Source organism: Kitasatospora sp. NBC_00039, from assembly GCF_045160625.1.
GTDB lineage: Bacteria > Actinomycetota > Actinomycetes > Streptomycetales > Streptomycetaceae > Kitasatospora.
Map to the genome: position 1 here is coordinate 3,177,903 of NZ_CP108289.1, position 26,161 is coordinate 3,204,063.

Here is a 26,161-nt window from a genome sequence, read left to right on the forward strand (position 1 = left end):
CAGCAGCGGCCTATTCTTCCACACCATCGGCCAGGGACCGAAATCGGCCGAGCCGATCGTCCCAGGCCAGGCCGAGGATGCTGAGCGCCTCGCGGTCCTTCTTGTCGAAGGCGCCGTACTGCCAGCGTTCCACCAGGTCGGACCGGTTCGCCAGGGTGCGGGCGAACGCCTGCTCGCGCCGCCAGCGGGCGATCCGGCCGTGGTTGCCGCTGAGCAGCACGTCCGGGACAGTCCGGCCGCGCCACTCGGCGGGCTTGGTGTAGACCGGGCCTTCCAGCAGGTCGGCCATCGCACCGGGTGCGAAGGAGTCGTCCCGATGGGACTCCGCGTTGCCGAGCACACCCGGCAGCAGCCGGGCGATCGCCTCGACCATGACCAGGACGGCAACCTCGCCGCCGGCCAGGACGTAGTCGCCGATCGACGCCTCGACCACCGGCATCCGGGTGGACGCCTCATCGATCACGCGCCGGTCGATGCCCTCGTACCGGGCCGGGGTGAAGGTCAGCCACGGACGCCCGGCGAGTTCCTGCGCGAGCTCCTGGGTGAACGGGCGCCCACTGGGGGTGGGCACCACCAGCGTGGGCACCTCGCCGGCCGGGCCCTGGCCGATGACGGCGTCCAGCGCCTCGCCCCACGGCTCGGGCTTCATCACCATGCCGGGGCCGCCGCCGTAGGGGCTGTCGTCCACGGTCCGGTGGATGTCATGCGTCCAGGTGCGCAGGTCGTGGACGTGGACGTCGAGCTGGCCGCGGGCGCGGGCCTTGCCGACCAGCGAGATGTCCAGCGGCTCCAGGTACTCCGGGAAGATCGTGACGACGTCTATCCGCATCCCGTCCTGCACGGACGACGCAGGCGCGGCAGACGACGCAGACTCTGCGGGCGGCGAAGACGCGCCGGACGGCGCCTCGGGGCGCTCCTGCGGCGGCAGTCCCCCGGCGGTCACTCCGACTCCTCCGGCTCCTCCGCCGAGGCCTTCACGACCTCGGCCCGCTCCGGGTCGATCAGCCCGGGCGGCGGGTCGATCACCACCTGCTGGTTCTCGAGGTCGATGGTCGGCACGATGCGGGTGACGAACGGCACCAGCACCTCCGTACCGTCAGGCTTCTCCACCGTGAGCAGGTCCTGGTAGGGCAGGTGGACGACCTCGGTCAGCTCGCCGACCCGGGTCCCGTCCAGCAGCACCACGTCCAGGCCGATCAGCTGGTGGTCGTAGTACTCCTCCGGGTCGTCCGGGCTCTCGTCCGGGTCGACCTCGGCGATCAGGATGGTGCCGCGCAGCGCCTCGGCGGCGTTGCGGTCCTTGACGCCGGCGAAACGCAGCAGCAGCCGGCCGCTGTGCACCTTGCCGGACTCGACGGTCAGCGGTCCGGCCGACGCGGGGTCGGTGAGCACCACAGCACCGGGGCCGAGCCGGAGTTCCGGCTCGTCGGTGCGGACCTCGACGCTGACGTCCCCCCTGATGCCGTGGGCGCGGCCGATCTTGCCGACGACGAGCTGCACGGTGATCGTTCTCCTGGATGGGTGCTAGGGAAGGCCTAGGGAAGGCAGAGCATTGAAAAGACTGGAGAAAAACGGCGAAGGCCGGCCGGGACGACATGCGTCCCGACCGGCCTCAAGCCTGACGGCTGAACGAGCAGCAGCGTCAGCGAATGCTGTCCACGTCGACCAGGTCGACCCGGACGTTGCGACCGCCGAGGGCGCCGACCACGGTGCGCAGTGCGCGCGCCGTGCGGCCGCCCCGGCCGATCACCTTGCCGAGGTCATCGGGGTGCACTCGCACCTCGATGGTGTTACCCCGACGCAGGTTGCGCGAACGCACCTGCACCTCGTCGGGGTGCTCGACGATGCCCTTCACCAGGTGGTCGAGGGCGTCCTCGATCACGATCAGGCCTCGGCGGCGGCGTCGGCCTCAGCCTCGGCCTTGTCCGACTTCTTGGCCTTCGGGGTGATGGCAACACCGGTGGTGGCGTCCTCGAAGCCGGCGACGGCCTTCGCGAACAGGTGCGAGAAGTCCTCGACCTTGGGCTCGGCCACCAGCAGCGGAGCCGGAGCCGGCAGGCCCTTGAACTTCTGCCAGTCGCCGGTCAGCTTCAGGATGGCGAGCACCGGCTCGGTCGGCTGGGCGCCGACGGACAGCCAGTACTGAGCGCGGTCGCTGTCGACCTCGATCTTCGAGGGGTTGTAGGTCGGCTGGTAGATGCCGATCTCCTCGATCGCGCGACCGTCACGCTTGGTGCGGGCGTCGGCGACGACGATGCGGTAGTGCGGGGAGCGAATCTTGCCGAGACGCTTGAGCTTGATCTTGACTGCCACGGGAGTGGATTCTCCTGGTGTTGACGTGGGTGAGCAGCCTTGCCCTCGCGTGGGGTTGCGGGGGTGGGCCGTTCAAGGGACACGCCAGCCGTAGGAGAGAGGGGTCCTGCTCGGCTGCCGAGTACTCAGCTGTCCATTCTGCCACACCGCCGCGAACGGCCTTGACCGACCTCCGGGCGGACCGGCAGGGACGGACACGGCCCGACACCGATCGGCACGGCCCAACACGCACCGACACGGACCTCGGCGGCTCGGAGCCGGCAGCCCGGAGCGGCCGGACGGCAGGGAATCCCGGGAAACGACGCCGAGGAGGGGCCGGCGCACGAGCAGGCACGGCACCAGAGCATGCACGACGCCAGAGCGGGGAGGGAGCGGGGGTGGAGCAAGAAGAGTGCGGGGCGCAGGGCCGGGAGGGACAGGTCGACCGGGAGCCCCCGCTCCCGGTCAGCCCAACTCACCACCACTGATCGGCCGAGTGCCGATCGGCGCCGCGCAGATTCGCTCCGGCCGGACCGACTGCCCGCACAGCTGCCGGCCGTTTCTCCTGGCCGCCGACTACGCGATCTTGAACGGCTGCTGGCAGGCGCCGCAGACGATGGACGCCTGCGCGAGCACCGACGGAACGACCCGGACGTTGCGCCCGCAGCCGCAGACCGCCTTGACCCGGACGCCGCCCCCGGAGGAGCCGTGCCGAGCGGCCGGGCCGCGGAAGGCGCGCGAGGCACCGTCGCCGGTCACCGCCTCCTGGTGCGCGCCGAGGGCGCGGTCCAGGCGCTCGATGGTCTCCGCGTACCGCTCACGCGTCTCCTTGAGCATCGTCACCTGGGAGAAACCGCTGCTCGCGTGCGGTTCGACCGGGTGCGCCAGGCCCAGCTCCGAGGCGAGGAGCAGGAAGCGTCGGTTGTGGTAGCGGCCGGCGCGCGAGGTGTCCCGGATGTCCCGGGCCGCGGCCAGACCGTGGGCAGCCTCGTGGAGGAGCCGCTCGAAACCGAGCCGCGTGCCACAGGCCGAGGAGGACTCGCCGATCAACGCCTCGGGCGAGGCGAGGTCGGGGAGGTCCTGATGGAAGGCCTGGATGTCGCTCCAGGCGGCGGCCAGTTCGGCCGCGAGAACGAGGGGCTGTGTCGTGCTCACGCTAGACCAACGACGGAGTGCGAGCCGATGTTCCGCGTGTTCCCGTTCCCCGGGAATTCCCAGGAAACTCTCAGGAATGTACGAGCGCGCGCAAATTGCGCGTTCCGGATCTGACGCAAGACCAACCCCCTGCACGTTTGGGCCCGTCGCAGTCGGCGGGCCTCGTCCTTTTCCGCCTCGGGGAACGGGCTGTCGACCCCCGGACGTACGTACGGCCCATGATCCTGTCGAGTTGACAGGGCCACGGGCCGTACACCGTACCGCTATTCCGTTAATACCGGGAGTTGACCGGTCAGTAGGTATGTCGTCAGTTGAGACAACGCCCGTGCGGTTACCGCCGGAATTCCCGGCGATGGTTGTGGGCGCCCGTCACTACTCATCAGTACATGTCGGTTTCCGACAACCCGGACGCCTCGAAAACACGATGGAACACCCCGAACCGCTCAGTACCGAAACCAAACCGTCCAGTACGGAACCGTCCAGCACCGAACCGCTGCCGCCGGTCCGCCCGCTACTGAACTGATCAGTAGGCGCGCGCGACGATGGCGATGTTGCCGTCCTGGTCGTCCGTCGCCGGCACCGAGCCGTCGGCGGCCACGAGGCAGCGCACCGAGACGCCCTGCTCGGCCAGCTTGGCCTCGCCCTCCGGACCCAGCTCGGCCCAGGAGATGCGGCCCCAGCCGGTGGCGGCGGCCTCGACGGCCTCGTCGAGGTTGCTCACGTCGACGGTGCGGGCCTCGCGGCGCTCGCGGGACTGGCGCAGCAGCAGCGCCTGGTCCTCCTCCAGCACGCCCGGCAGCAGCGACGCCAGGGCGTCGATCGAGACCGGCTCCTTGCCGCCGGGGATGCGGCGGGCCAGCATCGCGGTGCCGTTCTCCAGGTCGCGCGGGCCGACCTCGATGCGCAGCGGCACGCCCTTGAGCTCCCAGTCGACCGCGCGGCGGCCGAACGGCGTGTCGGTGCGGTCGTCGACGACCACCCGGATGCCGGCGGCCTCCAGCGTGGCGCCGATCTCGCGGACCTTGGCGATCACCGCGTCGTCGCCCTTGATGGCGAGGACGACGGCCTGCACGGCGGCCAGCCGCGGGGGCACCCGCAGGCCGTTGTCGTCGCCGTGGGACATGATCAGGCCGCCGACCATACGGGTCGAGACGCCCCAGGAGGTCTGCCAGACGTACTCGCGCTCGGCGCCCTGGAGCTGGTAGGTGGTGTTGAAGGCCTTGGCGAAGTTCTGGCCCAGCTCGTGGCTGGTGCCCATCTGCAGCGCCTTGCCGTCGCCCATCATGCCTTCGAGCGTGAGGGTGTTGATGGCGCCGGCGAACCGCTCCTTGGCGGTCTTGCGGCCGAGCACGACGTCGATGCCGAGCACGTTGGTCATGAAGTCGCCGTAGACCTGGGTGTGGATCATCGACGCGTAGTCACGGGCGTCCTCGTAGGTGGCGTGGGCGGTGTGGCCCTCCTGCCAGAGGAACTCGGTGGTGCGCAGGAAGACGCGCGGGCGCAGCTCCCAGCGGACCACGTTGGCCCACTGGTTGATCAGCAGGGGCAGGTCGCGGTGGCTCTGCACCCACTTGGAGAAGTACTCGTTGATGATCGTCTCGGAGGTGGGCCGGACGACGACCGGCTCGTCCAGCTGCTTGCCGCCACCGTGGGTGACCACCGCGAGCTCGGGGGCGAAGCCCTCGACGTGCTCGGCTTCCTTGGTCAGGTAGGACTGCGGGATGAACATCGGGAAGTAGGCGTTCTGCGCGCCGGCCTTCTTGATGCGGGCGTCCATCTCCTGCTGCATCCGCTCCCACAGGCCGTAGCCGTACGGTCGGATGACCATGGTGCCGCGCACCGGACCGTTGTCGGCCAGCTCGGCCTTGTTGATGAGGTCCTGGTACCAGCGCGGGAAGTCGTCCGCCTGGGGGGTGAGAACGGGTGCCTTTGCCATGGGGCGAATGTTACGGCGCCAGGAGCCCCGACTTCGAATCGGTACCGGCCCGGTGAACGGAACCGGTGACGCGGCTGCTGCCGGGGGGCGCACGACCGCGACACGCGCGCACCACCCTGCACCCCTCTGGACGCCACGCCCGAGCCGCTGTTCGCTGGAGTGGGGCGGGACTTTGGGGGAGCCGTAGCAGCACACCGAAGGACCGGATGGGAGGCCGCGATGGCTTCAGCTCGAACGACCGGCACAACCGTACGACCCGCGGGCGCACGACCGCACGACCCGCTGCCCGCGGCAGCGTGGCCCGCGCGGGCGCGCGACTGGGCGGAGATCCAGGAACGCATGCTGGTGCCGCTCTACGAGGCGGTCTACGACCGCCTGGAGGTCGGCCCGGCGACCAGCGTGCTGGGTCTGGGCTGCCGGTCGGGCCTGGCCCTGCTGCTGGCGGCCGGGCGGGGTGCGCAGGTCGCCGGACTGGAGCCGGAGGACGAACTGCGCGAACTGGCCCGGGGCCGCCGGCTCCAGGTCGGCGCGAGTGCCCGGACGGCGGCGGCCGTCCCCCGGTCGGCCCATTCGCTGGTCACGGTTTTCGAGCAGCTGCCGGGGGCCGCCGACCCCCAGCGCGAGGTGACCGAGGCGGCCCGGCTGACGCTGCGCGGCGGTCATGTGGTGCTGGCCGCCTGGGGCCCGCCGGAGCGTTGCGAGAGCGCGGCCGTGCTGGACGTGGCCCGTCGGATGGCCGGGCGCACCACGGCGCGTGACCCGTTCGGGCTGAGTACGCCCGGTGCCCTGGAGGATCTGCTGGCACCGGCCGGCCTGCGCCCGGCCGGCAGCGGCCGGGTGAGCTGCCCGTTCGCCTACCCGGATCTGGACAGCGCGGTCCGCGGACTGCTGTCGACCGGCCTGTACGACGCGGCGGCGGAGTTCTCGGGGCTGCCGCTGGTGGCGAAGGAGCTGGCGGAGGTGCTGCACCCGTACCTGCGCCCGGACGGATCGGTCCGGATGGAGAACGTCTTCCGCTACCTGGTCGCCGAACAGCCACGCTGACCACCCGGCTGCTCAGGCTCAGCACCCACCAGCCCGGCACCGACAGCCACACCGTCGCCCCAGGCACAGCACCACCGGGCACAGCGCCCCCGGGCAACAGCACCCACGAGCACGGTGTGCCACACCGAAGGGGCGCTCGCAACCTCGCGAGCGCCCCTTCGAAGGCCACCCGAGAGCCACCGCGAAAGTCGAGAGTCACCCCGAGAGCCACCTCCGGCGACGGCGGTGAGCCGACCGCGCCGGCAGGGCTCGGCGCACGAGCAGCGGCCGCTCCCGGGAGCGCAGAGGGCGCCGCCGAGGGCCCGGCCGCTACCGGTCCAGCCCCGGCCACTCCTCGGCGGTGAGAGCGAACCGCTCGTGATCCCGCCAGGCGCCCTGCAGGAACAGCATCCGCGGCGTGAACCCCTCGTGCCGGAAGCCCAGCCGCTTGGCCAGCCCGATCGAACGCCCGTTGTCCGGCTGCACGTTGATCTCCAGCCGGTGGAGCCCCAGGCCGCCGTCCGTCTGCGGGGCGAAGCAGCGGTCGAGCACCAGCCGCATGCCCTCGGTCATCCGCCCGGTGCCGGCGAACGGCAGGTACGAGTCGTAGCCGAGCGCGGCGTTGCAGAACCGCCCCATCACGATGTTGGCCACGTTGACCTTGCCGACCAGCCCGCCGGTCTCCTGATCGAGTATCAGGAAGGTGCGCAGCCCGGCCCCCTGCCGCTCCAGGAGATCCGGCAGCCCGTCCGGCTCGACCGGGTTCCATCGTCCGATGTGATCGGCGGACCGTCGGACCGCCTCGGCGTACGCAACCTCGTCCTCGGCCCGCGGGGCCCTGATCGTCACTCTCACCCCCTCATCATCGGACATGCGAACGGCCCGCCGCCCGGAGGAACCGGACGGCGGGCCGTTCACCCGCGACGGGGAGGGGCCCTACAGGCCTAAAGCCCTGCGGAGCCCCTTCGGAGCCCTACAGCAGGTCCTTGAACTCCTTCGGAAGCTCGAAGTCGGCCGGGCCCTTGCCCGCGCCGAGTCCGAACGCGCCGCCCTCGGCCGGGGCCTGGCCGCTGCCCGGGCCGAGCGCGCGGCGCTCGGCGGCCGCGGCCTCCTCCTGCGCGCGCTTCAGCGGGTTGCCGCTCTTGCGCTTGCCCTTGGCCGCCGGTGCCTTCTTCGCGGACTTCTTCGAGCCGCCGCCCATGCCCGGGATCCCCGGCATGCCGGGGATGCCCTTGCCGGAGGCCATCGCCGACATCATCTTGCGGGCATCGAAGAACCGCTCGACCAGGTTGTTGACCTCGCCGACCTGGACGCCCGAACCCTTGGCGATACGGGCACGGCGCGAGCCGTTGATGATCTTCGGGTCGGTCCGCTCGGCCGGGGTCATCGACTTGATGATGGCGCCGACGCGGTCGACGTCCTTGTCGTCGATGTTGTTGATCTGCTCGCGGATCTGCCCCATGCCGGGCAGCATGCCCAGCAGCTTGGAGATCGAGCCCATCTTCCGGACCTGCTCCAGCTGGGCCAGGAAGTCGTCGAGCGTGAAGTCCTTGCCGCCGCCCTGCAGCTTGGAGGCGATCTTCTCGGCCTCGGCCTGCGAGAAGGTCTGCTCGGCCTTCTCGATCAGCGAGAGCATGTCGCCCATGCCGAGGATGCGCGAGGCCATCCGGTCCGGGTGGAAGGCGTCGAAGTCGTCGACCTTCTCGCCGTTGGAGGCGAACATGATCTGCCGGCCGGTGACGTGCGCGACCGACAGCGCGGCACCACCACGGGCGTCGCCGTCGAGCTTGGAGAGCACCACGCCGGTGAAGTCGACGCCGTCGAGGAAGGCCTGGGCGGTGGTGACCGCGTCCTGGCCGATCATCGCGTCGACGACGAACAGGACCTCGTCCGGGTTGACCGCGGACCGGATGTCGGCGGCCTGCTGCATCAGCTCGGCGTCGATGCCGAGGCGGCCGGCGGTGTCGACGATGACGACGTCGTACTGCTTCTGCTTCGCGTACTCGATCGAGTCGCGGGCGACCTGCACCGGGTCGCCGACGCCGTTGCCGGGCTGCGGGCCGTAGAAGGCCACGCCCGCGCGGTCGGCGACGACCTGGAGCTGGTTGACGGCGTTGGGGCGCTGGAGGTCGCAGGCGACCAGCAGCGGGGTGTGCTTCTGCTTCTTCAGCCAGTGGCCGAGCTTGCCCGCGAGGGTGGTCTTACCGGCACCCTGGAGACCGGCGAGCATGATCACCGTCGGGCCGCTCTTGGCGAACCTCACCCGACGGGTCTCGCCGCCGAGGATCGCGATGAGCTCCTCGTTGACGATCTTGATGATCTGCTGCGCCGGGTTCAGCGCGCCGGAGACCTCGGCGCCGAGCGCCCGCTCCTTGACCTGCTTGATGAAGGCCCGCACGACCGGCAGCGCGACGTCCGCCTCAAGCAGCGCGATGCGGATCTCGCGGGCGGTGGCGTCGATGTCCGCCTCGCTGAGGCGGCCCTTGCCCCGGAGGTTCTTGAACGTCGCTGCGAGGCGATCGGAAAGGGTGTCGAACACGTCGTCGCGGGTCCTCTGCGGCATCGGTATCAGTACGGTCGTCGCCCCCAAGGGTATCCGGCCGCCCTGGGAACGGTCTCCACCCCCGGGACGACCTGCCCCGGAGGGTGCCCGGAGGGGGCCTGACGTGCCCTCCCCGGGCGGGCTTCAGCCCAGCGCCGCGCGGACGGCGGCCGCCACCTCCCCGGCCCGTTGGGCGGTGAGCGGCCGCCCCGCATCGTCGGTGAGGTAGAAGGAGTCGACGGCATCGGCGCCGAGCGTGGAGACGTGCGCGGTCCGGACCCGGACGCCGGCGCCGTCCAGCGCCCGGCCGATCCGGTGCAGCAGGCCGGGGGCGTCGTGGGCGCGCACCTCCAGCACGGTCGCGGTCGCCGAGACCACCGCGGGCGCCACCGCGACCAGCGGCGGCGGGGTCGGGATGCCGCGCCGGCGCGGGGCGGCCGCGTCGCGCTCGGCGAGCCGGCGCGAGACGTCCAGCGAACCGTCCAGCGCCCGGCGCAGGTCGGCCCTGAGCCGGGCCGCCTCCGGCAGCTCGCCGAACTCGGCGGCCACCGTCCAGGAGAGCAGCAGCACCGGGCCGGCGCCGATCGGGTCCAGCTCGCGCAGGCCCGCCGAGCGGACGGCCAACCGGTGCAGAGCCAGCACCCCGGCGACGGTGCCGAGCAGCCCGGGCCGGTCCGGTACGGCGAGGGTCAGCCGGACGCCCATCGGCTCGGTGCCCGGCTCGCCCGCGCCCGGCCCGCCCGTCGCCCCGGCCCGGCCCGCGGTCTCCGCCCGGCCTCCCGACTCCGCCCGGGCCGCCACCTCGGCCTGGGCCAGCAGCGAGAGCGCCGGACCGCCCGTCCGGGCGGCCTCCACCGCAAGCCGCTCCTGCTCGGCGGTCGGCGCGGCCTCCCCCGGGGCGGGGTACGCGCCGGCCAGCTGGGCGGCGGCCCGGGCGGCCAGCCCGTCCACCAGCGAGGCCCGCCAGCGGCTCCAGGCGGCCGGGCCGGTCGCCGTCGCGTCGGCCTCGGTCAGCGCGTGCAGCAGCTCCAGCTGCGGCAGCGTGGCGACCACCTTGGTGATCGCCTCCACGGTGGCCGGATCGTCCGGGTCCCGCCGGGTCGCGGTGTCCACCAGGGTCAGGTGGTGGCGGACCAGCATCGCCAGGGTCTCGACCGACTCCCGGTCGAAGCCCATCCGGACCGCCACGTCGCGGACGATCACCTCGCCCGCCTCGCTGTGGTCGCCGGGCCAGCCCTTCCCGATGTCGTGCAGCAGCGCGGCGACCAGCAGGAGGTCCGGCCGGGCCACCCGGCGGGTCATCGCGGCGGCCCGCACCGCCGTCTCCACCAGGTGCCGGTCCACCGTCCAGCGGTGCACCGCGTTGCGCTGCGGACGGCAGCGGACCCGCTCCCAGTCGGGCAGCAGCCGCGTGATCAGCCCCTCCGCCTCCAGTGCCTCCCAGACCGGCAGACAGGCCTCGCCCGCGCCGAGGAGCGTGACCAGCTGTTCGCGGGCCTCGTCCGGCCAGGGCACCGGCAGCGGACGGCACTCGGCGGCCAGCCGGCGCACCGTCGCGTAGGAGATGGTCAGGCCGTTCTGCGCGGCTGCGGCCGCGGCGCGCAACGGCAGCACCGGGTCGGCGGCCGGGCGGGCGCCCTGGGCGAGCACCGCCTCGCCGTCCTGCTCGACCACGCCCTCGGCGAGCGGACGGCGCTCGACGGCGCCCCGGGCCACCGCGCCCGCGCCACGCCCGGAGCCGGTGAAGGGGAAGGAGAGCCGGGAGGGGCGCCGGACCCGGCCCGAGCGGGCGGCCAGCACCCGGTCCACCGCCCGCCAGGTGACGTCACTCGCGTAGGCGACGGTGCGGGCGGCCTCGTAGACCTGGCGCAGCAGGGTGTCGGCGTCCAGCACGCCGAGCCGCTCGGCGACCTGGTCCTGGTCCTGGAGGCTGAGCCGCTCGGTGGCCCGGCCGGTGACCAGGTGCAGCGCGTCCCGGACGTCCGCCAGCCGCAGCGCGGCGGCGTCCAGGCCGTCCCGCGGGGCGTCGGCCAGCCAGGTGGCGGCGATCGCGTTGAGCGCGACGACGTCGCGCAGGCCGCCGCGGGCCTCCTTGAGGTCCGGTTCCAGCAGGAAGGAGAGCTCGCCGTGCCGCTCGGCCCGCTCCCGGCCGAGGTCGCGCAGCTCGGGCAGGCGTGCGGGGGCGGCGGCGCGCCAGTCGGCGAGGACGGCGGAGCGCAGCCCGGCGGTGAGCGCCGGGTCGCCGGCGACGTGCCGGGCGTCCAGCAGGCCGAGCTGCGCCTTGAGGTCGGCGGCGGCGACCGCGCGGGCCTCGGCGGGGGTGCGTACCGAGTGGTCGAGGGCGGTGCCGGTGTCCCAGACCGGGTACCAGATCCGTTCGGGCAGCGCCGGGTCGAGCGGGCCGTCGTGCAGCAGCAGCACGTCGAGGTCGCTGCGCGGGGAGAGTTCGCCGCGCCCGTAGCCGCCGACGGCGACCAGGGCGACGCCGGGCGGGGCTCCGGCCGCCGTGAGCAGACCGGCCAGCCAGTCGTCGGTGAGCGCGGCCAGTGCGGTGCGGCGGGCGCTGCCGGCGGGTCCTGGTTCGCCCAGCAGCCGGGCGCGGGCGGCGCCGTAGTCGCAGGGGTCGTCGGTTTCGGTGGCCATGCGGAGTCCCCGTCCGTCGTGCGATTGAACCAACGGCGCCGATACGCCGTCAGCGGACCTGCGACCGTGGGCCGGTCGCAGGTCCGCCTGCGTGATCAAGCTGAACGAGCTGAATGCTAGGTCCTGCCCGGCCCGGGCCGTGCCCGGTTCAGAGGGCGTCGGGGCCGCGCTCGCCGGTCCGGACCCGGACGGCGGTTTCGACCGGGACGCTCCAGACCTTGCCGTCCCCGATCTTGCCGGTCCGGGCCGCCTTGACCAGGACGTCGATCAGCTGCTCGGCGTCGTCGTCCTCGACCAGGACCTCGATTCTCACCTTGGGCACCAGGTCCACGGTGTACTCCGCGCCCCGGTAGACCTCGGTGTGGCCGCGCTGGCGGCCGTAGCCGCTGGCCTCGGTCACGGTCAGACCGTGCACCCCGAAGGCCTGCAGGGCGGCCTTCACATCGTCCAGGCGGTGCGGCTTGATGACCGCGGTGATGAGCTTCATCAGGCGTCGACCTCGGTCTTCTCGGTGCTCTTGTCGGTGGTCTTCGCGGCGGCGGACCCGGCGGGGGCGGCGACCACGGCCGCGGCCGGGGCCGGGGTGGTCCGGGCGAGCCCGGAGCCCAGTGCACTGAAGTCGTACGCGGACTCGGCGTGCTCGGCCTGGTCGATACCGGCGACCTCGACCTCCTCGGCGACCCGGAAGCCGACCGTCTTGTCGATCGCCTTGGCCAGCAGCCAGGAGAGGACGAAGGAGTACGCGCCGACCACGGCCACGCCCATCGCCTGCTTGCCGAGCTGCTCCAGACCGCCGCCGTAGAAGAGGCCCTTGGCGGTCTGGCCGACGGTGCCGGTGGCGAAGAGCCCGACCAGCAGCGAGCCGATCGCGCCGCCGACCGCGTGCACGCCGACCACGTCGAGCGAGTCGTCGAAGCCGAAGCGGTACTTGAGGCTGATCGCGGCGGCGCAGACGGCGCCGGCGATCAGGCCGATCGCCACCGCGCCGAGCGGGCTGACCGAGCCGCAGGCCGGGGTGATGGCGACCAGGCCGGCCACCGCGCCGGAGGCTGCGCCCAGCGTGGTGAACGCGCCGTGCCGCAGCTTCTCGTAGACCAGCCAGCCGACCAGCGCGGCTCCCGTGGCGACCTGGGTGTTGACCAGGGCCATCGCGGCGACGCCGTTGGCGGCCAGCGCCGAGCCCGCGTTGAAGCCGAACCAGCCGAACCAGAGCAGCCCGGAGCCGAGCATGACCAGCGGCAGGCTGTGCGGGCGCATCGGGTCCTTCCGGAAGCCGACCCGCTTGCCCAGCACCAGGCAGAGCGCCAGGCCCGCGACGCCCGCGTTGATGTGCACGGCGGTGCCGCCGGCGAAGTCGATCACGCCGTTGCGGTCGCCGAGCCAGCCGCCGTTGCCGCCGTCGAAGAAGAAGACCCAGTGCGCGACCGGGAAGTAGACGACGGTCACCCAGAGGGCGATGAACAGGCCCCAGGCGGTGAACTTGGCGCGGTCCGCGACCGCACCGCTGATCAGCGCCGGGGTGATGATCGCGAACATCAGCTGGAACGCGGAGAACGCGGTGACCGGAATCGTGCCGGCCAGGTCGTTCAGCCCGATCCCGCGCATCCCGAGGAAGTCCAGGTTGCCGATCAGGCCGGCGCCCGCGTCGGGCCCGAAGCTGAGCGAGTACCCGTAGAGGACCCAGAGCACGCTGACGATGCCGAGCGAGAGGAAGCTCATCGCCAGCATGTTGAGTGTGCTCTTGGCCCTGACCATGCCTCCGTAGAAGAAGGCCAGGCCCGGGGTCATCACCATGACCAGGGCCGCACAAATGAGCACGAAGGCGGTATCGCCCGCGCTGAAGCCGTCCGGCATCGGCGTCTCCTCATGAATGGAAGCCGCTCCACACCCGGGTTTCCTGTCCCGTGCCACCCGGGGTGTCGGCGATGAGAAGGAGAGTGCCGAAGGCTGGTTTCGGCCGATGCGGCCCGTTGTTTCGCGACCGTGACGACGGCGACGCAGGGGTTACGCCTGCGTGAACCACGGCCGTGCCGCGCCGCCGAATGGGTTACCGTGCCGCCGCGCGACACGAGGAGTGCGGCAACGGCCACCGACCGTGGCGGCGGCGGCCGTCACGGTCGGCGGGGTCCTCGGGGGCGCCCGGCCCAGGCCCGACCGGGCAGTCGGACAGACGGGCGGTCGGGCGGTCGGGCAGGCAGGCGGGTCAGACCACCGAGACGTACTCCGGGATGTCCTGGACCACCCGCTCCTTGAGCCGGCTCACCGCGTCCACGCCCGTGAACCGGACGGAGGCGGCCTCCGTGGTCTTGCGCACCCGCGAGTTCAGCCGCTCCGAACGCACCTTGCCGGCGATCTCCACCGCCTGCTCGGCGTACTCCACGGCCTGCTCCGGCTCCTTCTGCAGCAGGTGGACGCTGGCCATGCCGATCAGGTTGAAGGCGTACGAGCGGACGTGGTCGCCGTCCTGGCGGAAGAGGTCGACCGCGCGCTCCATCACCGGGGCGGCCATCGACGCGTACAGCTCGGCCCGGTCGGAGTGGTAGGCGAGGTCGCGGAAGGAGTGCGCGTTCTCGGCGTTCAGCTCGGCCGGCGAGAAGAACTTCAGCCAGTCCGGGTCGCCGTCGCCCTCGCGGATGTCGGTGAAGGTGTCCTCGGCCAGCCGGACCGCCCGGGCGCAGCGGTTCACCTCGCCGATCGTGGCGTACGCGCGTGCCTCCATCGCGTACAGCAGCGACTGCTGGCGCGGGGTGGCGGTGTCGCGGCTGCCGTACTGGGCCAGGTGGATCAGCTCCAGGGCGTCCTCGCCACGGTTGAGGTGGATCATCTGGCGGCTCATGTCGGTGAGGATCAGCGCGCCGAACGGGCGGTCGCCGGCCTCCTTGGCGGCGTGCAGCGCCAGCACGTAGTACTTCTGCGCGCTCGGGTGCATGCCGACGTCGTACGACATCCAGCCGGCCAGGTGGGCCAGCTCGGCGGTGAGCCGGAAGAGCCGCCGGGTGGCCTGCTCGGGGTACGTCTCCTGGAGCAGGTCGGTGACCTCGTGGAGCTGGCCGACGACGGCCTTGCGGCGCAGCCCGCCGCCGTTCTGGGCGTCCCACTGGCGGAACATGACGGTGGTCTGCTCCAGCAGTTCCAGCTCGGGCTCGGAGAGCCGGCCGGTGAAGGGCTCGCCGCCGTTGGCCGCGGTGAGGATCGGGGTGGGCATGCCGGTCGGTCCGGGGGTGAGCCAGCGCTGCATCGGCTCGATGAGCGCGGCGCCGGCCGTCAGGGCGAGGGAGGTGCCCAGGAAGCCGCGCCGGTTGAGCATCAGGTCACTGCGCGAGTAGTCGCTGATCAGCTGGACGGTCTGCGGCGCGCTCCACGGCAGGTCGACGCCGCCGCCCACGGTGGAGACGGGGATGGCGGCCCGCAGCCCGAGGTCCTCGATGGAGACCACGGATCCGAAGCGCTCGGAGAACAGCTCCGACATGATCTTGGGGATCGGCTCGCGGGGCTGCTCGCCGTCGAGCCAGCGGCGCACCCGGGAGGTGTCGGTGGAGACATGGTGGGCGCCGATCTGGCGGGCCCGGCGGTTGACCTGACGTGCCAACTCGCCCTTGGACCAACCGCTGCGGGCGAACCACGTGGTCAGCTTCTCGTTGGGTTGCTTCTCTGCCATGGGAACGTCCCCATCCCGCCCGGCCCCTGCTTCGGGGCCCCCGATCGTGACCGCCCGACGGTTGCGGGCTCTTGCCAGACGTGCCGTACCTGAGTGCTGCCGAACCGCTCGTCGAACCGCTGGTCGTACTGGTGTGCCATCCTGGCGGACGAGTCGTCAGCTTCCCCAACTCCCGTCCCCCAAGGGCCTGGAGCGGACTCTCCGACGGCGTCCGTGTGCTGAACGTAATGCCCCGCGTGGTACCCGTGGGAGCGACCCTGGCGAAACGCCACCTTTCGCCACCCCCAGGAGTGAACCCAAGCAAGTCGGCACACGCTTCACTGGATAGTCCCGACGGTCCGGCATATGCGGGCCGCCAAGTCCCCACCGGCACTCCCGCTCAGCGCGGCAATCCACAGCGGCCACAGGCGAGTTTGCCGCCCGCCCCGATCGGCGGCCGTCCGCGCACACGACGATCCGGCATCGGCATCGCCCGCCACAAGGCGGCGCCCGAGGTGCAACCCCGCAACCGGCGCACGCCACGCGCTGCGCGCCGCCACCGCACAACGCACAACGCAACGGACAATCAACACAAAGTCACCATCCCGTAACCATCGGCAACGAGAACCTGTTGGGGGAGGCATGGACAACCTGTTCGGCGAACTTCGACTGGGGCACCTGCGGTTGGCCCCGCTGGGCGCGCGCCGCCGCACCCGGGTCACCGCGTCCCAGGCGGCCGCGGAGTACACCGGCCGCTGGGGCTGGGCGGTCGCCGTCGGCAGCCCGAACGGTGCCGCGGCCCGCTGTCACTGCGGCACCCCCCGCTGTGCGGCGCCCGGCCTGCACCCCGCCCCCGGCGGCGAACCGGCCGCCCGCTCCGGAGCGGACGTCTCGGTACTGTTCCCCACCGGCCGCGCCTTCGACGTCCTGGACGTCCCCGAGCAGGCCGGCCTGCAGGCGCTGGTCCGGCTGGAGCGGATGGGCACCCAGGTCGGCCCGGTGCTGGCCGCGCCCACCGGCCGGCTGCAGTTCCTGGTCGCCGCCGGCACCGCCCGCCGGCTGCCCGACCTGCTCTACCGGATGGGCTGGGACGACGCCGCGCTCGACCTCACCTGCCACGGCGAGGGCAGCTACGTGGCCGCCCCGCCCACCGTTCTCGGCGGCCTCGGCCCGGTCCGCTGGCTGCGCCGGCCGACCCGCGACAACGCCGGCTGCCCGCCCGAGGCCCGGCTGCTCCTCGGCACCCTCGCCTACGCCTGCCACCGCGGACGCGAGCGCACCGCCGAGCCCGCCTGGCTCGCCTCGTAGACACCGGCGGAGAACGCCGAAGGGCCCGCCCCTCGCGAGGCGGACCCTTCACCGGCAGGAAGGGGATCAGTCCCCGATCAGCGCGTCCACGAACGCACCCGGCTCGAACGGCGCCAGGTCGTCCGCGCCCTCGCCGAGACCGATCAGCTTGACCGGCACGCCCAGGTCCCGCTGGACCGCGACCACGATGCCGCCCTTGGCGGTGCCGTCCAGCTTGGTCAGCACGATGCCGGTGATGTCGACCACCTCGGCGAAGACCCGGGCCTGGATCAGCCCGTTCTGGCCGGTGGTGGCGTCCAGCACCAGCAGCACCTCGTCCACCGGGCCGTGCTTCTCGACGACCCGCTTGACCTTGCCCAGCTCGTCCATCAGGCCGGTCTTGGTGTGCAGCCGGCCGGCGGTGTCCACCAGCACGGTGTCGGCGCCCTCGGCGATGCCCTCCTTGACCGCGTCGAACGCGATCGAGGCCGGGTCGCCGCCCTCAGGGCCGCGCACGGTGCGCGCGCCCACCCGCTCGCCCCAGGTCTGCAGCTGGTCGGCGGCGGCGGCACGGAAGGTGTCGGCGGCGCCGAGCACCACCTTGCGGCCGTCGGCGACCAGGACCCGGGCCAGCTTGCCGGTGGTGGTGGTCTTGCCGACGCCGTTGACGCCGACCACCAGGACGACGGCCGGGCCCTCCTCGTGCTTGGTGGAGTGCACCGTGCGGTCGGCGTCCTTGCCGATCAGCTCGACCAGCTCCTCGCGGAGCAGCCCGCGCAGCTCGTCCGGGGTGCGGGTGCCGAGCACCTTCACCCGGGTGCGCAGCCGCTCGACCAGCTCCTGGGTGGGAGCCACGCCGACGTCGGCGGTCAGCAGGGTCTCCTCGATCTCCTCCCAGGTGTCCTCGTCGAGGTGCTCGCGGGAGAGCAGCGAGAGCAGGCCCTTGCCGAGCGAGTTCTGCGAACGGGAGAGCCGCGAGCGCAGCCGGACCAGGCGGCCTTCCGTGGGCTCGGGGACTTCGAGGGCCGGAGCCTCCTCGACCTCCTCGATCGTCGCGGGGACGGCCTCGGCCTCGGGAAGCGGGAGCTCGACCTCCTCGACGGTGCGTCGGGGCTCCTCGGTCGGCGGCGCGGCCTCCTCACCGACCTGGGGCTCTTGCGGAGTCGGGGGCGCCGTGATGACCGGCGCCTGCGACTTCGGGGGCAGCTGCTGGCGTCGTCTGCCGGAAACGACGAGGCCGGCGATCGCGCCGACGGCGATCACGGCGATGACTACGGCAAGGATCACGTATTCCACATCAATCTCCTTCTCGGGATCCCACGACAGAGTGATCCTTCGGCGCCGACGCACGGAGCGTCGCCGCCTCCCTTACGCTGACGCTGTGCCGCGCGGCACCGGTCAGGGCTTGGCCGTCATGAGGTCGTCAAGCGGCTGAGTGAGAAGCCCCCTCGCGCGCGAGGGGGAGGAGTCACAACCACCCCAGTATCCGTGATCGGGGGCCGTCCGCGGGCATCTGCCCCGGCGTCGGCCGATGGATCAGTCCATCGGCCCGGAGGCGGTCGCCTCCTCGCGCTGCCGGGGCTGCACCGTGCGAGCTCCCCGCTCCCGGTGCTCTCCCCCGGCCTGGCGGGTGGGAGGTGCCCCCACCCGCAGGCGCTGGCTGATCACCTGGGAGATGCCGTCGCCCTTCATGGTCACGCCGTAGAGGGCGTCGGCCGACTCCATGGTCAGCTTCTGGTGGGTGATCACGATCAGCTGGGAGCTCTCGCGCAGCTCCTCCATGATCCGGATCAGCCGGCGCAGGTTGGTCTCGTCCAGCGCCGCCTCCACCTCGTCCATCACGTAGAACGGGCTGGGCCGGGCCTTGAAGATCGCCACCAGCAGCGCCACCGCGGTCAGCGAGCGCTCGCCGCCGGAGAGCAGCGAGAGCCGCTTGACCTTCTTGCCCGGCGGGCGGGCCTCCACCTCGACGCCGGTGGTCAGCATGTTGTCCGGGTCCGTCAGCACCAGCCGCCCCTCCCCGCCGGGGAAGAGCCGCGAGAAGACGCCCTCGAACTGGGCGGCGGTGTCGTGGTACGCCGAGGTGAACAGCTGCTCGACCCGCTCGTCCACGTCCTTGACGATGTCGAGCAGGTCGCGCCGGCTCCGCTTGAGGTCGTCCAGCTGCTCCCCGAGGAACTTGTGCCGCTCCTCCAGCGCCGCGAACTCCTCAAGCGCCAGCGGGTTCACCTTGCCGAGCTGCTGGTACGCCTTCTCGGCGGCCCGCAGCCGTCCCTCCTGCTCGGCCCGGTCGTACGGGCGCGGCTCCCCGGGCTCCCCGCCGTCCTCGGGGGTGGGCGGCGGGACGAGCTGGTCCGGCCCGTACGCGGCGAGCAGTTCGCCGCCCTCGATGCCGAACTCCTCCAGCGCCCGGGCCTCCAACTGCTCGATCCGCAGCCGCTTCTCGGCCCGCAGCACCTCGTCCCGGTGCCCGGCGTCGACCAGCTTGTCCAGCTCGGCCTTGAGTTCGCGGCCGTGCTCGCGGTGCTCCCTGAGCTCCGCCTCACGGTCGGCGCGCGCCTGCTCGACGGCGGCCCGCCCGGCGTCCGCGCGGGCCAGCGACACCTCCAGGCAGGCCAGCAGCTGCCGGGCGCCTGCCGCGACGGCGTTCGCCACCGTGGCATCGTGCTCGGCGCGCCGGCGGCGCTCGGCGGCCCGGGCGCGCGCCTCGCGCTCGGCGCGGGCGGCCCGGTCCAGCTGGTCGGCGCGGCCGTTCAGAGCGCGCACCCGCTCCTCGTGGGTGCGCACGGCGAGCCGCGCCTCCAGCTCGGTCTGCCGGGCTGCGGTGGCGGCCTGGGCCAGCCGTTGCTGCTCGGCGGCGTCCGGCTCGTCCTCCCCCGCGTCCGCCGACTCCTCGGCCGCGGCGAGCCGTTCGGCCAGCTCCTCGGCGGTGGCGAGCAGCTGGGCGAGCCCCTCCTCGGCCCGGCCGGCGGCGGTGGAGAGCCGCTCGGCCTCGCCGGCCGCGGCCCGGGACTGCCCGCCGAGCCGGCCGAGTGCGCCGGCCACCTCGGCCCGTTCCTTCGCGGCCTGCCGCCGGTGGGCGGCCAGTTGCTCCAGCCCGGCGGCCGACTCCCGGCGCAGCCCGGTGAGTTCGGCCAGGCGTCCGGCCGACTCGGCACAGCGGACGGCCTGCCGCTCGATCGCCCGGGCGGTCTCGTCCACCGCGGCCTGGGTCTCCAACAGGCTGGGCGCGCCGCAGGAGCCGCCGTGCGCGAAGGCCGCGCCGAGCCGGTCCCCCTCGGCGGTGACGGCGGCCAGGACCCGGTCCGCAGCGACCAGCGCCACCGCCTCGTCGAGTGTGCCGACCACCACGACGCCGGCCAGCAGGGCCCGCACGGCCGGCAGCAACTCGGAGGGCCCGTCGACCAGTTCGGCAGCCCAGCGGGCGCCGGCCGGCAACTCCCCCGCGACGCGGGCAGGTTCGGGGGCGCCGGCGATCAGCAGCGCGGCCCGGCCGGCGTCCTCCTTGCGCAGCAGCCGCAGTGCCTCGGCGGCGGTCCCCGGCGAATCGACCGCCACCGCGTCCGCCGCCGCGCCGAACGCCGCCGCGACGGCGGCCTCGTGGCCGGGGGCGACCCTCAGCAGTGCGGCCGCCGGGCCGATCAGCCCGGCCAGCCGGTCGCCGGCCGCCAGCAGCGCGCCGCTGCCGTCCTTGCGGCGCAGCCCGAGCGCCAGCGCCTCGTGCCGCGCCGTCAGCCCGGCCCGTTCGCGCTCGGCGGCACCGGCGGCCTCGCGGGCGGCGGCCAGGTCGCGTTCGACGGCGGCGAGCCGCTCGCGCGCGGCCTCGTGCTCGGCGTCGGCGCGTTCGTCGTCCCCGGCCAGGCCCTCGACCTGCGCGCGCAGCTCCTCGTACTCCTGCCGGGCGGCCTCGGCACGCAGCAGCGCCTCGTCCCGGGCCTCGGCGAGCCGGCCGATCTCGGCCTGCGCGGCGGCGGCCTTGGAGCGGGCCGCCGCGGCCTGCCCCTGGAGCCGGGCCAGGCCCTCCCGGCGGTCGGCGATGGCCCGGGCGGCGTCCTTCAGACGCCGCTCCTCCGCGGCGAGCGCGCGTTCCAGTCCGCTTCTGGTCTCGACCGCCTCGGCCAGGGCGCCCTGGGCCTCCTCCAGTGCCTCGGCCAGCGCGGCCTCCTCCTCCCGGACCCGCTCGGCCTCCCGTTCCAGCTCCTCGGGGTCCCGCCCGCGCCGTTCCTCGGCCTGCCCGCCGGCGGCCGCGTGCCGGGCCCGGGCCTCGGCCAGTCCGACGGTGCCGCGGGTGCGTTCGGCCAGGGCTGAGAGCCGGTACCAGGTCTGCCGGGCCGTCTCCAGGCTGGGGCCGAGCTGCTGGACCTGCGCCTCCAGGACGGCCTCGCGCTGCAGCGCGCGGGCCAGCTCCTGCTCGACGGTGGAGCGGCGCAGTTTGAGCGCCAGCTCGTCGGCGACCTCGGCCTCGACGGCCCGGCGCAGGGCGAGCAGGTCGTCGGCGAGCAGGCGGAGCCGGGCGTCCCGCAGGTCGGCCTGGATGCCCGCGGCGCGGCGGGCGATCTTCGCCTGTCGGCCGAGCGGGCCGAGCTGGCGGCGGAGTTCGGCCACCAGGTCCTGGACGCGGTTGAGGTTGACCTGCATCGAGTCGAGCTTCCGCAGCGCCTTCTCCTTGCGCTTGCGGTGCTTGAGGACGCCGGCGGCCTCCTCGATGAAGGCGCGGCGGCCCATCGGGTCGGCGTGCAGGACGGAGTCGAGCTGCCCCTGGCCGACGATGACGTGCATCTCGCGGCCGATGCCGGAGTCGGAGAGCAGTTCCTGGATGTCGAGGAGCCGGCAGGTGTCGCCGTTGAGCGCGTACTCGCTGCCGCCGTTGCGGAACATCGTCCGGGTGATGGTCACCTCGGCGTACTCGATCGGCAGCGCGCCGTCGGAGTTGTCGATGGTGAGGCTGACCTCGGCGCGGCCGAGCGGGGCGCGCCCGCTGGTCCCGGCGAAGATGACGTCCTCCATCTTGCCGCCGCGCAGCGACTTGGCGCCCTGCTCCCCCATCACCCAGGAGAGCGCGTCGACGACGTTGGACTTGCCGGAGCCGTTGGGGCCGACCACGCAGGTGATGCCGGGCTCGAACCGCAGGGTGGTGGCGGAGGCGAAGGACTTGAACCCGCGCAGCGTCAGACTCTTCAGGTGCACGCGCCGGTCTCCTCATCGCTCGCCAAGGCCCCGGCTTGCGACTGTATCCGGCGGTGACTGGCGGATACGCCTCCGGACACGACGAAGGGACGCCACTCAGGGCGTCCCTTGCAAGCTGCGTCCCTTTCGGGGCGGCTCAGTGCACAGCGGCGTCGATCTGCGAGGACCGGGCGGGACTCAGGTGAGAGCCGGCTCCCGCTGATCCAGATCGATGCTGTTGAGCAGCGAGTGCTCGTCAGCGACAGCGGTGAGAGCGTCGTTCTCAGCCTGCATCCGAAGGAGCTCGGACTCCAGGTCCTGGACGCGCTGCTGAAGCCGTCGCATCTCGGAGAGCATTCGCGGGTCGGGGCCGCCGACGTACCCGAGAAGCGCCTTTGCCATGATGAATGGTCCTCCACGCTGAGTGACCGAACCGGAACGGTACAGGTCTAGGGGGAAGGGGGACGCACGCGCGGCGCGCCACCGGCAGTGCTGGCTGGGCACCACGGCACAACCACCGTGAGCTGGGCCCACGGGGTATACGCCTACCGGATAAACGCGGTCGTGTGCGCGGGCTTCAAGCGTCTCACCAAAGACGGAAAGGGTCAACACGATCACCCCACGCTACCGCGCCCCTGTCACCTGCATGGCGGTGTGGTCACGCCAGGCGGTCTCGGGCCGGTCTCCACCAGGTGCTCGTGGATCATCGTTCGATGCGGAGTCAACCACGAGTCTGCCCCGATGGCAACCGTATGACACCGACAGTTGCCGATCGTTTCGCGTACGCCCCGCGCGGACGGGCCCACCACCCGCCCCGCCACCCGGTTCAGCGGATCTCGAAGCTCTCGTAGCCGGCGCCGACGGCCGTCCAGATCTCGGTCACACCGGATACCCCGCCGGGCGTGTCGGGGCCGCGCAGCAGGGCGAGCAGTTCCTCGCAGTCGGCGGCGAGACCCTCGGCCACCACCTGGACCCGGCCGTCGCCGAGGTTGCTCGCGTAGCCGGTCAGGCCGATCTCCAACGCGCGCGCCCTGGTCCACCAGCGGAAGCCGACCCGCTGGACCTTGCCCCGCACCCAGGCGGTCACCCGGACCGGTTCATCGCTGTGCGCGTCACGACCGTGCATGCCCCCGACCCTATCCGGAGCGGCATCACCACGCGTCACGGCGCAGCGGGGCCCTCCATCGTCCAGCCCGGGCTGTGGATCTCCACCTGGAGGTCCCCGCGCCGCCCCTCCTCGCCGCAGGTGCGGCAGACCCAGGCCGGGTCGTACGGGTGCGGCTCGTGCCCCTGGGGCGTGTGCCCGAAGCTGACCGGCGGCTCGGGCAGCAGCCAGCGGTCGCCCCAGCCGAGCAGCGCCTGGGTGAGCGGCGCGAGGTCACGGCCGGCCTCGGTGAGGTGGTACTCGTACCGCGGCGGCCGCTCGCTGTAGGCGCGGCGCTCGACGACGCCCGCCTCCTCCAAGGCGCGCAGCCGTGCGGTGAGCCGGTCGCGCGGCGCGCCGGTGTTGCGGGCGATCCGGTCGAAGCGGTGGTTGCCGTAGAACAGCTCGCGGACGGCGAGCAGCGCCCACTTCTCGCCGACCACGTTCAGCGTGGCGGCGATCGAGCAGGGCCGGCCGGGGAGGGAGGGCGGGGCCGAAGGCGTGTGGGAGGTCACAGAGCCAGCCTGCCACACAGGGTTGCGTTCTCAAACCCATCACCCCCGGCTCCCCCGGACGGCTCCGGACAGCACTGCGGCCCCGCCGGTGGGTGGCGGGGCCGTGCTGTCGTTCGACCCCGTCGGGCGGGACCGGGAGCGTCAACCGCTCGGCAGCGTCAACGGGTCGGGGGCATCAGCGGGTCGGGATCCTGTCCGGTGCGGGATGCCGCGCCGGCGTCAGAACCCTCCGCCGAAGTCGCCCCCGCCACCGAAGTCACCTCCGCCGCCGAAGTCACCTCCGCTGTCGAAGCCACCGCCGAAGTCACCGGAGTTGTAGTCGGCACCCGAGTAGTCGCCGCCGTCGTAGTCGGAGCCGCCGTCGACCGGAGCGCCGTAGGCCGGGGTGCTCATCATCGATCCGAGCATGGTGCCCACCAGCAGGCCCGGCAGCAGGCCGCCGCCGTAACCGCCGAAGTAGCCGCCCGCCCAGGGCCCGTAGGCCGGGCCGGCGTTCCAGTACGGCTGGGGGCCGTGCTCGGTCGGGACGGTCCGGATGTCCGGGTCCCGGCCGGTGGCCAGCCGGTCGGCGTCCGCCCGGCAGACCGGGACGGTGCGCGCGGCGCCGCCGGCCGGGGCCCAGTCGGCGTCCTGCACGGACGGGCCGTGGCGCGGGTCGAAGAAGCACGGCGGGCGGCGCTCCGGCAGTGGCAGCTTCTCCCGGCGCGCGGCCAGCGTGGCCAGCGCGAAGCGGCCGTCCTCCAGCGCCTCGGTGACCGGCTTGACGTCCTCCGGGCCCTTGGCCTCGTCCATGCTGCGCTTGGCCCGCTCGTACGAGTCGAGGGCGTGCGTGTAGTCGGCGCGCTGGACGTCGTCGGCGTCGGCGGCGCCCGGGTTGAAGTCGAGCCGGTCGAGCTCCTCGCCGAAGGCGGTGATGTCCTCGTCCACCACCCGGCGCAGCTGCGCCAGTTCGGCCTGCCGCTGCTCCTCCTTGCGCTTCTTCGCCCGGCGGAAGAGCAGGAAGACGCCGGTGCCGGCCAGTGCCAGCAAGGCCAGCGGGACGACGATCGCGGCGGTCGACAGGCCCCCGCCGGAGCTGTTCACGCCGTGGCCCTTGACCTGCGGCGCGGCGGTGTCGACGAAGTCGTTCAGGGTGGCGCCGACGTCGCCGGGGTGCGAGCGGAAGGCCGCGCCCGCGATCCGTTCGGCGCTCGCGGTGGGCAGCGCCTCCCGGTCCGAGCGGGCCTGGAACTGGTCGCCGCGCCAGACGCCGTAGGTACCGGTGATGCCCACCTTGGTGCGCAGGTCGTTGAAGACGGTCTGGGCGCCGTACGGGTCGGCGGCCGGGACGACCGCGATGAAGACCGGCTTGTCCGCCTTGCGGATCTTCTCGGTCAGGGCGTCGGCCTGGCTCTGGCTGAACCGGCCCGTCATCGCCGGGTCGACGTACACCCGGCCCTGCTTGAGCGTCGCGGTGGCGTCGTCCAGCCCGCCGGCGGCGGACGCCGCCGGCGCCAGCAGGAGCAGCAGCCCGAGCAGCGCCGCCACCAGGGCCAGGGGCCCGCCGCCCCGGGAACGTCGTCGAGCAAGGGTTCTCATGTCACCGACGCTACCCCCACCGGCGTCCGGGCAGGGCATACCCTTCGCATACGGGCCGGCGGGCGTACCCCCACCGTCCGCCGGGGGCGCTCCCCTCCTCGGGGATGATGTTTCCCCGGCCGCCCCCGAACCGTGCCGACGGCGGGAACCCGGCCACCGGCCCGGACGTACGTTCCGGCAGGCGCAGCCCGGTGGCGGAGCGCTCCGACGCTGTCCCGCGACCGGGCATAGTGGTGGCCGTACCTCGGTCCCTTGACCTTCTCTTGACCACTTCTCTCGTCTCTCGACCACTTCTCTCGATCGGAGCACTGGGTGTTCATCGGCCTCGTCACCGCCGTGGCGGCCTCCGCCTGCTACGGCACCGGTTCGGTCCTGCAGGCCGTCGGATCACGGCGCTCCGCCCGGGAGGAGGCCGCCGCCGGGGGCGCCTCGGCCGGCACCACCGCACACGGCGGGCCCAGCCTCGCCTCCACCGCGAAGGCCGCCGTCACCTGGGAGTTCATCCTCGGCACGGTGCTCGACTTCATCGGTTTCGGGCTCGGCGCGCTGGCCGCGCGGCTGCTGCCGCTGTTCCTCTCGCAGACCATCATCAGCGCCAACCTGGTGATCACCGCGGTGCTGAGCATCAAGCTGCTCGGAATCCGGCTGAAGCAGCTGGAGTGGGCGTCGATCGGCGTCCTCTGCTCGGCGCTGGTGCTGCTGGCCGTCTCGGCCGGTCCGGAGGGCGGCCACCACGCGGCGATGTCCTTCCACTGGTGGCTGCTGCTGATCACCACCGTGCTGCTGGTGGGCGGCAGCCTGCTGGTGCGGCGGATGGGCGCCAACGGCGCGATCGTCGCCGGTCTGCTGTCCGGCCTCGGCTTCGGCGCGCTCGGCGTCGGCGTGCGCATCCTCAACGGCGTCGACCCGTTCGAGCTCGGCAAGCTGCTCTCCGACCCGGCCCTGTACGCGATCCTGGTCGGCGGCCTCGGCGGGATGTACGTGCACACCGTCGCGCTGCAGATCGGCTCGGTGAACGGCGCGACCGCCGCCCTCGTGGTCGGTGAGACGGTGCTGCCCGGCGCGGTCGGCGTCATCTGGCTCGGGGACTCCTCCAAGGACGGTCTCGCCTGGCTGGGCGTCGCCGGCTTCCTCCTCGCCGTCGTCTCGGCGGTCGGTGTCGCCTACTTCGGCCAGGACACCCACGGCGGCGCCCCCGACGGCACCGCCGCGGAACCCGAACTCTCCAAGCGGTAGGGCGGGA

The 26,161-nt window shown here is 73.0% G+C and carries 21 protein-coding genes; 3 read left to right on the forward strand and 18 right to left on the reverse strand.

Going from position 1 to position 26,161, the window contains the following annotated elements; translation table 11 throughout:
- Nucleotides 1–10 precede the first annotated feature (10 nt).
- The 6 genes from trmD to proS all read right to left on the reverse strand — a co-directional run bounded on the left by trmD (nucleotide 11) and on the right by proS (nucleotide 5,383).
- Nucleotides 11–829 (reverse strand): tRNA (guanosine(37)-N1)-methyltransferase TrmD, encoded by an 819-nt coding sequence (gene trmD, locus OG286_RS14045; protein ID WP_396325487.1) that lies wholly within the window; start codon nucleotides 827–829, stop codon nucleotides 11–13.
- 110 nt (nucleotides 830–939) lie between these two features.
- The gene (rimM, locus tag OG286_RS14050) at nucleotides 940–1,500 is read right to left on the reverse strand and encodes a ribosome maturation factor RimM (RefSeq protein WP_396325486.1); all 561 of its coding nucleotides are present in this window, start codon (nucleotides 1,498–1,500) and stop codon (nucleotides 940–942) included.
- A gap of 142 nt (nucleotides 1,501–1,642) precedes the next feature.
- Complete coding sequence (locus OG286_RS14055) at nucleotides 1,643–1,882, reverse strand: RNA-binding protein (protein WP_030306741.1); 240 nt, start codon at nucleotides 1,880–1,882, stop codon at nucleotides 1,643–1,645.
- Nucleotides 1,883–1,884: 2 nt separating this feature from the next.
- Entirely contained in the window at nucleotides 1,885–2,313 is a 429-nt protein-coding gene (gene rpsP / locus OG286_RS14060; RefSeq protein WP_396325485.1) for a 30S ribosomal protein S16, read from the reverse strand.
- A 555-nt stretch (nucleotides 2,314–2,868) separates the two neighbouring features.
- Nucleotides 2,869–3,447, reverse strand: coding sequence for a hypothetical protein (locus OG286_RS14065; protein ID WP_380327407.1), 579 nt, complete (start codon nucleotides 3,445–3,447; stop codon nucleotides 2,869–2,871).
- Between the two features lie 523 nt (nucleotides 3,448–3,970).
- A complete protein-coding gene (gene proS / locus OG286_RS14070; protein WP_396325484.1) occupies nucleotides 3,971–5,383 on the reverse strand; it encodes a proline--tRNA ligase in 1,413 nt (470 codons plus the stop codon).
- 219 nt (nucleotides 5,384–5,602) lie between these two features.
- Here proS and OG286_RS14075 point away from each other — a divergent pair, with 219 nt between their 5' ends.
- Complete coding sequence (locus OG286_RS14075; protein WP_396325483.1) at nucleotides 5,603–6,427, forward strand: class I SAM-dependent methyltransferase; 825 nt, start codon at nucleotides 5,603–5,605, stop codon at nucleotides 6,425–6,427.
- A gap of 309 nt (nucleotides 6,428–6,736) precedes the next feature.
- Here OG286_RS14075 and OG286_RS14080 read toward each other — a convergent pair whose 3' ends face one another.
- The 6 genes from OG286_RS14080 to OG286_RS14105 form a co-directional block, all read right to left on the reverse strand.
- Nucleotides 6,737–7,279, reverse strand: a complete 543-nt coding sequence (locus tag OG286_RS14080; RefSeq protein WP_396325482.1) for a GNAT family N-acetyltransferase — start codon at nucleotides 7,277–7,279, stop codon at nucleotides 6,737–6,739.
- A 100-nt stretch (nucleotides 7,280–7,379) separates the two neighbouring features.
- Entirely contained in the window at nucleotides 7,380–8,945 is a 1,566-nt protein-coding gene (gene ffh / locus OG286_RS14085; protein ID WP_396325498.1) for a signal recognition particle protein, read from the reverse strand.
- Between the two features lie 147 nt (nucleotides 8,946–9,092).
- Nucleotides 9,093–11,591, reverse strand: a complete 2,499-nt coding sequence (locus tag OG286_RS14090) for a [protein-PII] uridylyltransferase (protein WP_405365312.1) — start codon at nucleotides 11,589–11,591, stop codon at nucleotides 9,093–9,095.
- A gap of 148 nt (nucleotides 11,592–11,739) precedes the next feature.
- Entirely contained in the window at nucleotides 11,740–12,078 is a 339-nt protein-coding gene (locus OG286_RS14095) for a P-II family nitrogen regulator (RefSeq protein ID WP_371479378.1), read from the reverse strand.
- Complete coding sequence (gene amt / locus OG286_RS14100) at nucleotides 12,078–13,445, reverse strand: ammonium transporter (RefSeq protein ID WP_396325480.1); 1,368 nt, start codon at nucleotides 13,443–13,445, stop codon at nucleotides 12,078–12,080. The genes OG286_RS14095 and amt overlap by 1 nt, the downstream gene beginning before the upstream one ends.
- Before the next feature lie 349 nt (nucleotides 13,446–13,794).
- A complete protein-coding gene (locus OG286_RS14105) occupies nucleotides 13,795–15,249 on the reverse strand; it encodes a tetratricopeptide repeat protein (RefSeq protein WP_396325479.1) in 1,455 nt (484 codons plus the stop codon).
- A gap of 621 nt (nucleotides 15,250–15,870) precedes the next feature.
- On the opposite strand from OG286_RS14105, the gene OG286_RS14110 reads away from it, so the two are divergent.
- Nucleotides 15,871–16,536: a bifunctional DNA primase/polymerase gene (locus OG286_RS14110; protein ID WP_396325478.1), complete on the forward strand. Its 666-nt coding sequence runs from the start codon at nucleotides 15,871–15,873 to the stop codon at nucleotides 16,534–16,536.
- A 66-nt stretch (nucleotides 16,537–16,602) separates the two neighbouring features.
- Here OG286_RS14110 and ftsY read toward each other — a convergent pair whose 3' ends face one another.
- From ftsY to OG286_RS14140, 6 genes are all read right to left on the reverse strand, one after another.
- Nucleotides 16,603–17,811: a signal recognition particle-docking protein FtsY gene (gene ftsY, locus OG286_RS14115; RefSeq protein ID WP_396325477.1), complete on the reverse strand. Its 1,209-nt coding sequence runs from the start codon at nucleotides 17,809–17,811 to the stop codon at nucleotides 16,603–16,605.
- Between the two features lie 240 nt (nucleotides 17,812–18,051).
- Nucleotides 18,052–21,702 (reverse strand): chromosome segregation protein SMC, encoded by a 3,651-nt coding sequence (gene smc, locus OG286_RS14120; protein ID WP_405365314.1) that lies wholly within the window; start codon nucleotides 21,700–21,702, stop codon nucleotides 18,052–18,054.
- A 177-nt stretch (nucleotides 21,703–21,879) separates the two neighbouring features.
- Complete coding sequence (locus OG286_RS14125) at nucleotides 21,880–22,083, reverse strand: hypothetical protein (RefSeq protein WP_030243474.1); 204 nt, start codon at nucleotides 22,081–22,083, stop codon at nucleotides 21,880–21,882.
- A 424-nt stretch (nucleotides 22,084–22,507) separates the two neighbouring features.
- On the reverse strand, nucleotides 22,508–22,807 hold the full coding sequence (locus OG286_RS14130; RefSeq protein WP_405365316.1) for an acylphosphatase: 300 nt from the start codon (nucleotides 22,805–22,807) through the stop codon (nucleotides 22,508–22,510).
- 35 nt (nucleotides 22,808–22,842) lie between these two features.
- A complete protein-coding gene (locus tag OG286_RS14135; protein WP_396325474.1) occupies nucleotides 22,843–23,340 on the reverse strand; it encodes a winged helix-turn-helix transcriptional regulator in 498 nt (165 codons plus the stop codon).
- Between the two features lie 219 nt (nucleotides 23,341–23,559).
- The gene (locus tag OG286_RS14140; RefSeq protein WP_405361443.1) at nucleotides 23,560–24,918 is read right to left on the reverse strand and encodes a hypothetical protein; all 1,359 of its coding nucleotides are present in this window, start codon (nucleotides 24,916–24,918) and stop codon (nucleotides 23,560–23,562) included.
- Nucleotides 24,919–25,230: 312 nt separating this feature from the next.
- Between OG286_RS14140 and OG286_RS14145 the strand changes: the two genes are divergently transcribed.
- Nucleotides 25,231–26,154, forward strand: coding sequence for a hypothetical protein (locus OG286_RS14145; RefSeq protein WP_396325472.1), 924 nt, complete (start codon nucleotides 25,231–25,233; stop codon nucleotides 26,152–26,154).
- Nucleotides 26,155–26,161: the final 7 nt, after the last annotated feature.

Excerpts from the sequence above, each read along its gene's own strand:
- proS (WP_396325484.1), bottom strand. The coding sequence starts at position 5,383 with ATGGCAAAGGCACCCGTTCTCACCCCCCAGGCGGACGACTTCCCGCGC.
- OG286_RS14080 (WP_396325482.1), bottom strand. The coding sequence starts at position 7,279 with ATGTCCGATGATGAGGGGGTGAGAGTGACGATCAGGGCCCCGCGGGCC.
- OG286_RS14140 (WP_405361443.1), bottom strand. The coding sequence starts at position 24,918 with ATGAGAACCCTTGCTCGACGACGTTCCCGGGGCGGCGGGCCCCTGGCC.
- OG286_RS14125 (WP_030243474.1), bottom strand. The coding sequence starts at position 22,083 with ATGGCAAAGGCGCTTCTCGGGTACGTCGGCGGCCCCGACCCGCGAATG.
- amt (WP_396325480.1), bottom strand. The coding sequence starts at position 13,445 with ATGCCGGACGGCTTCAGCGCGGGCGATACCGCCTTCGTGCTCATTTGT.
- OG286_RS14110 (WP_396325478.1), top strand. The coding sequence starts at position 15,871 with ATGGACAACCTGTTCGGCGAACTTCGACTGGGGCACCTGCGGTTGGCC.
- OG286_RS14075 (WP_396325483.1), top strand. The coding sequence starts at position 5,603 with ATGGCTTCAGCTCGAACGACCGGCACAACCGTACGACCCGCGGGCGCA.
- OG286_RS14130 (WP_405365316.1), bottom strand. The coding sequence starts at position 22,807 with ATGCACGGTCGTGACGCGCACAGCGATGAACCGGTCCGGGTGACCGCC.
- trmD (WP_396325487.1), bottom strand. The coding sequence starts at position 829 with ATGCGGATAGACGTCGTCACGATCTTCCCGGAGTACCTGGAGCCGCTG.
- OG286_RS14090 (WP_405365312.1), bottom strand. The coding sequence starts at position 11,591 with ATGGCCACCGAAACCGACGACCCCTGCGACTACGGCGCCGCCCGCGCC.
- OG286_RS14095 (WP_371479378.1), bottom strand. The coding sequence starts at position 12,078 with ATGAAGCTCATCACCGCGGTCATCAAGCCGCACCGCCTGGACGATGTG.
- OG286_RS14105 (WP_396325479.1), bottom strand. The coding sequence starts at position 15,249 with ATGGCAGAGAAGCAACCCAACGAGAAGCTGACCACGTGGTTCGCCCGC.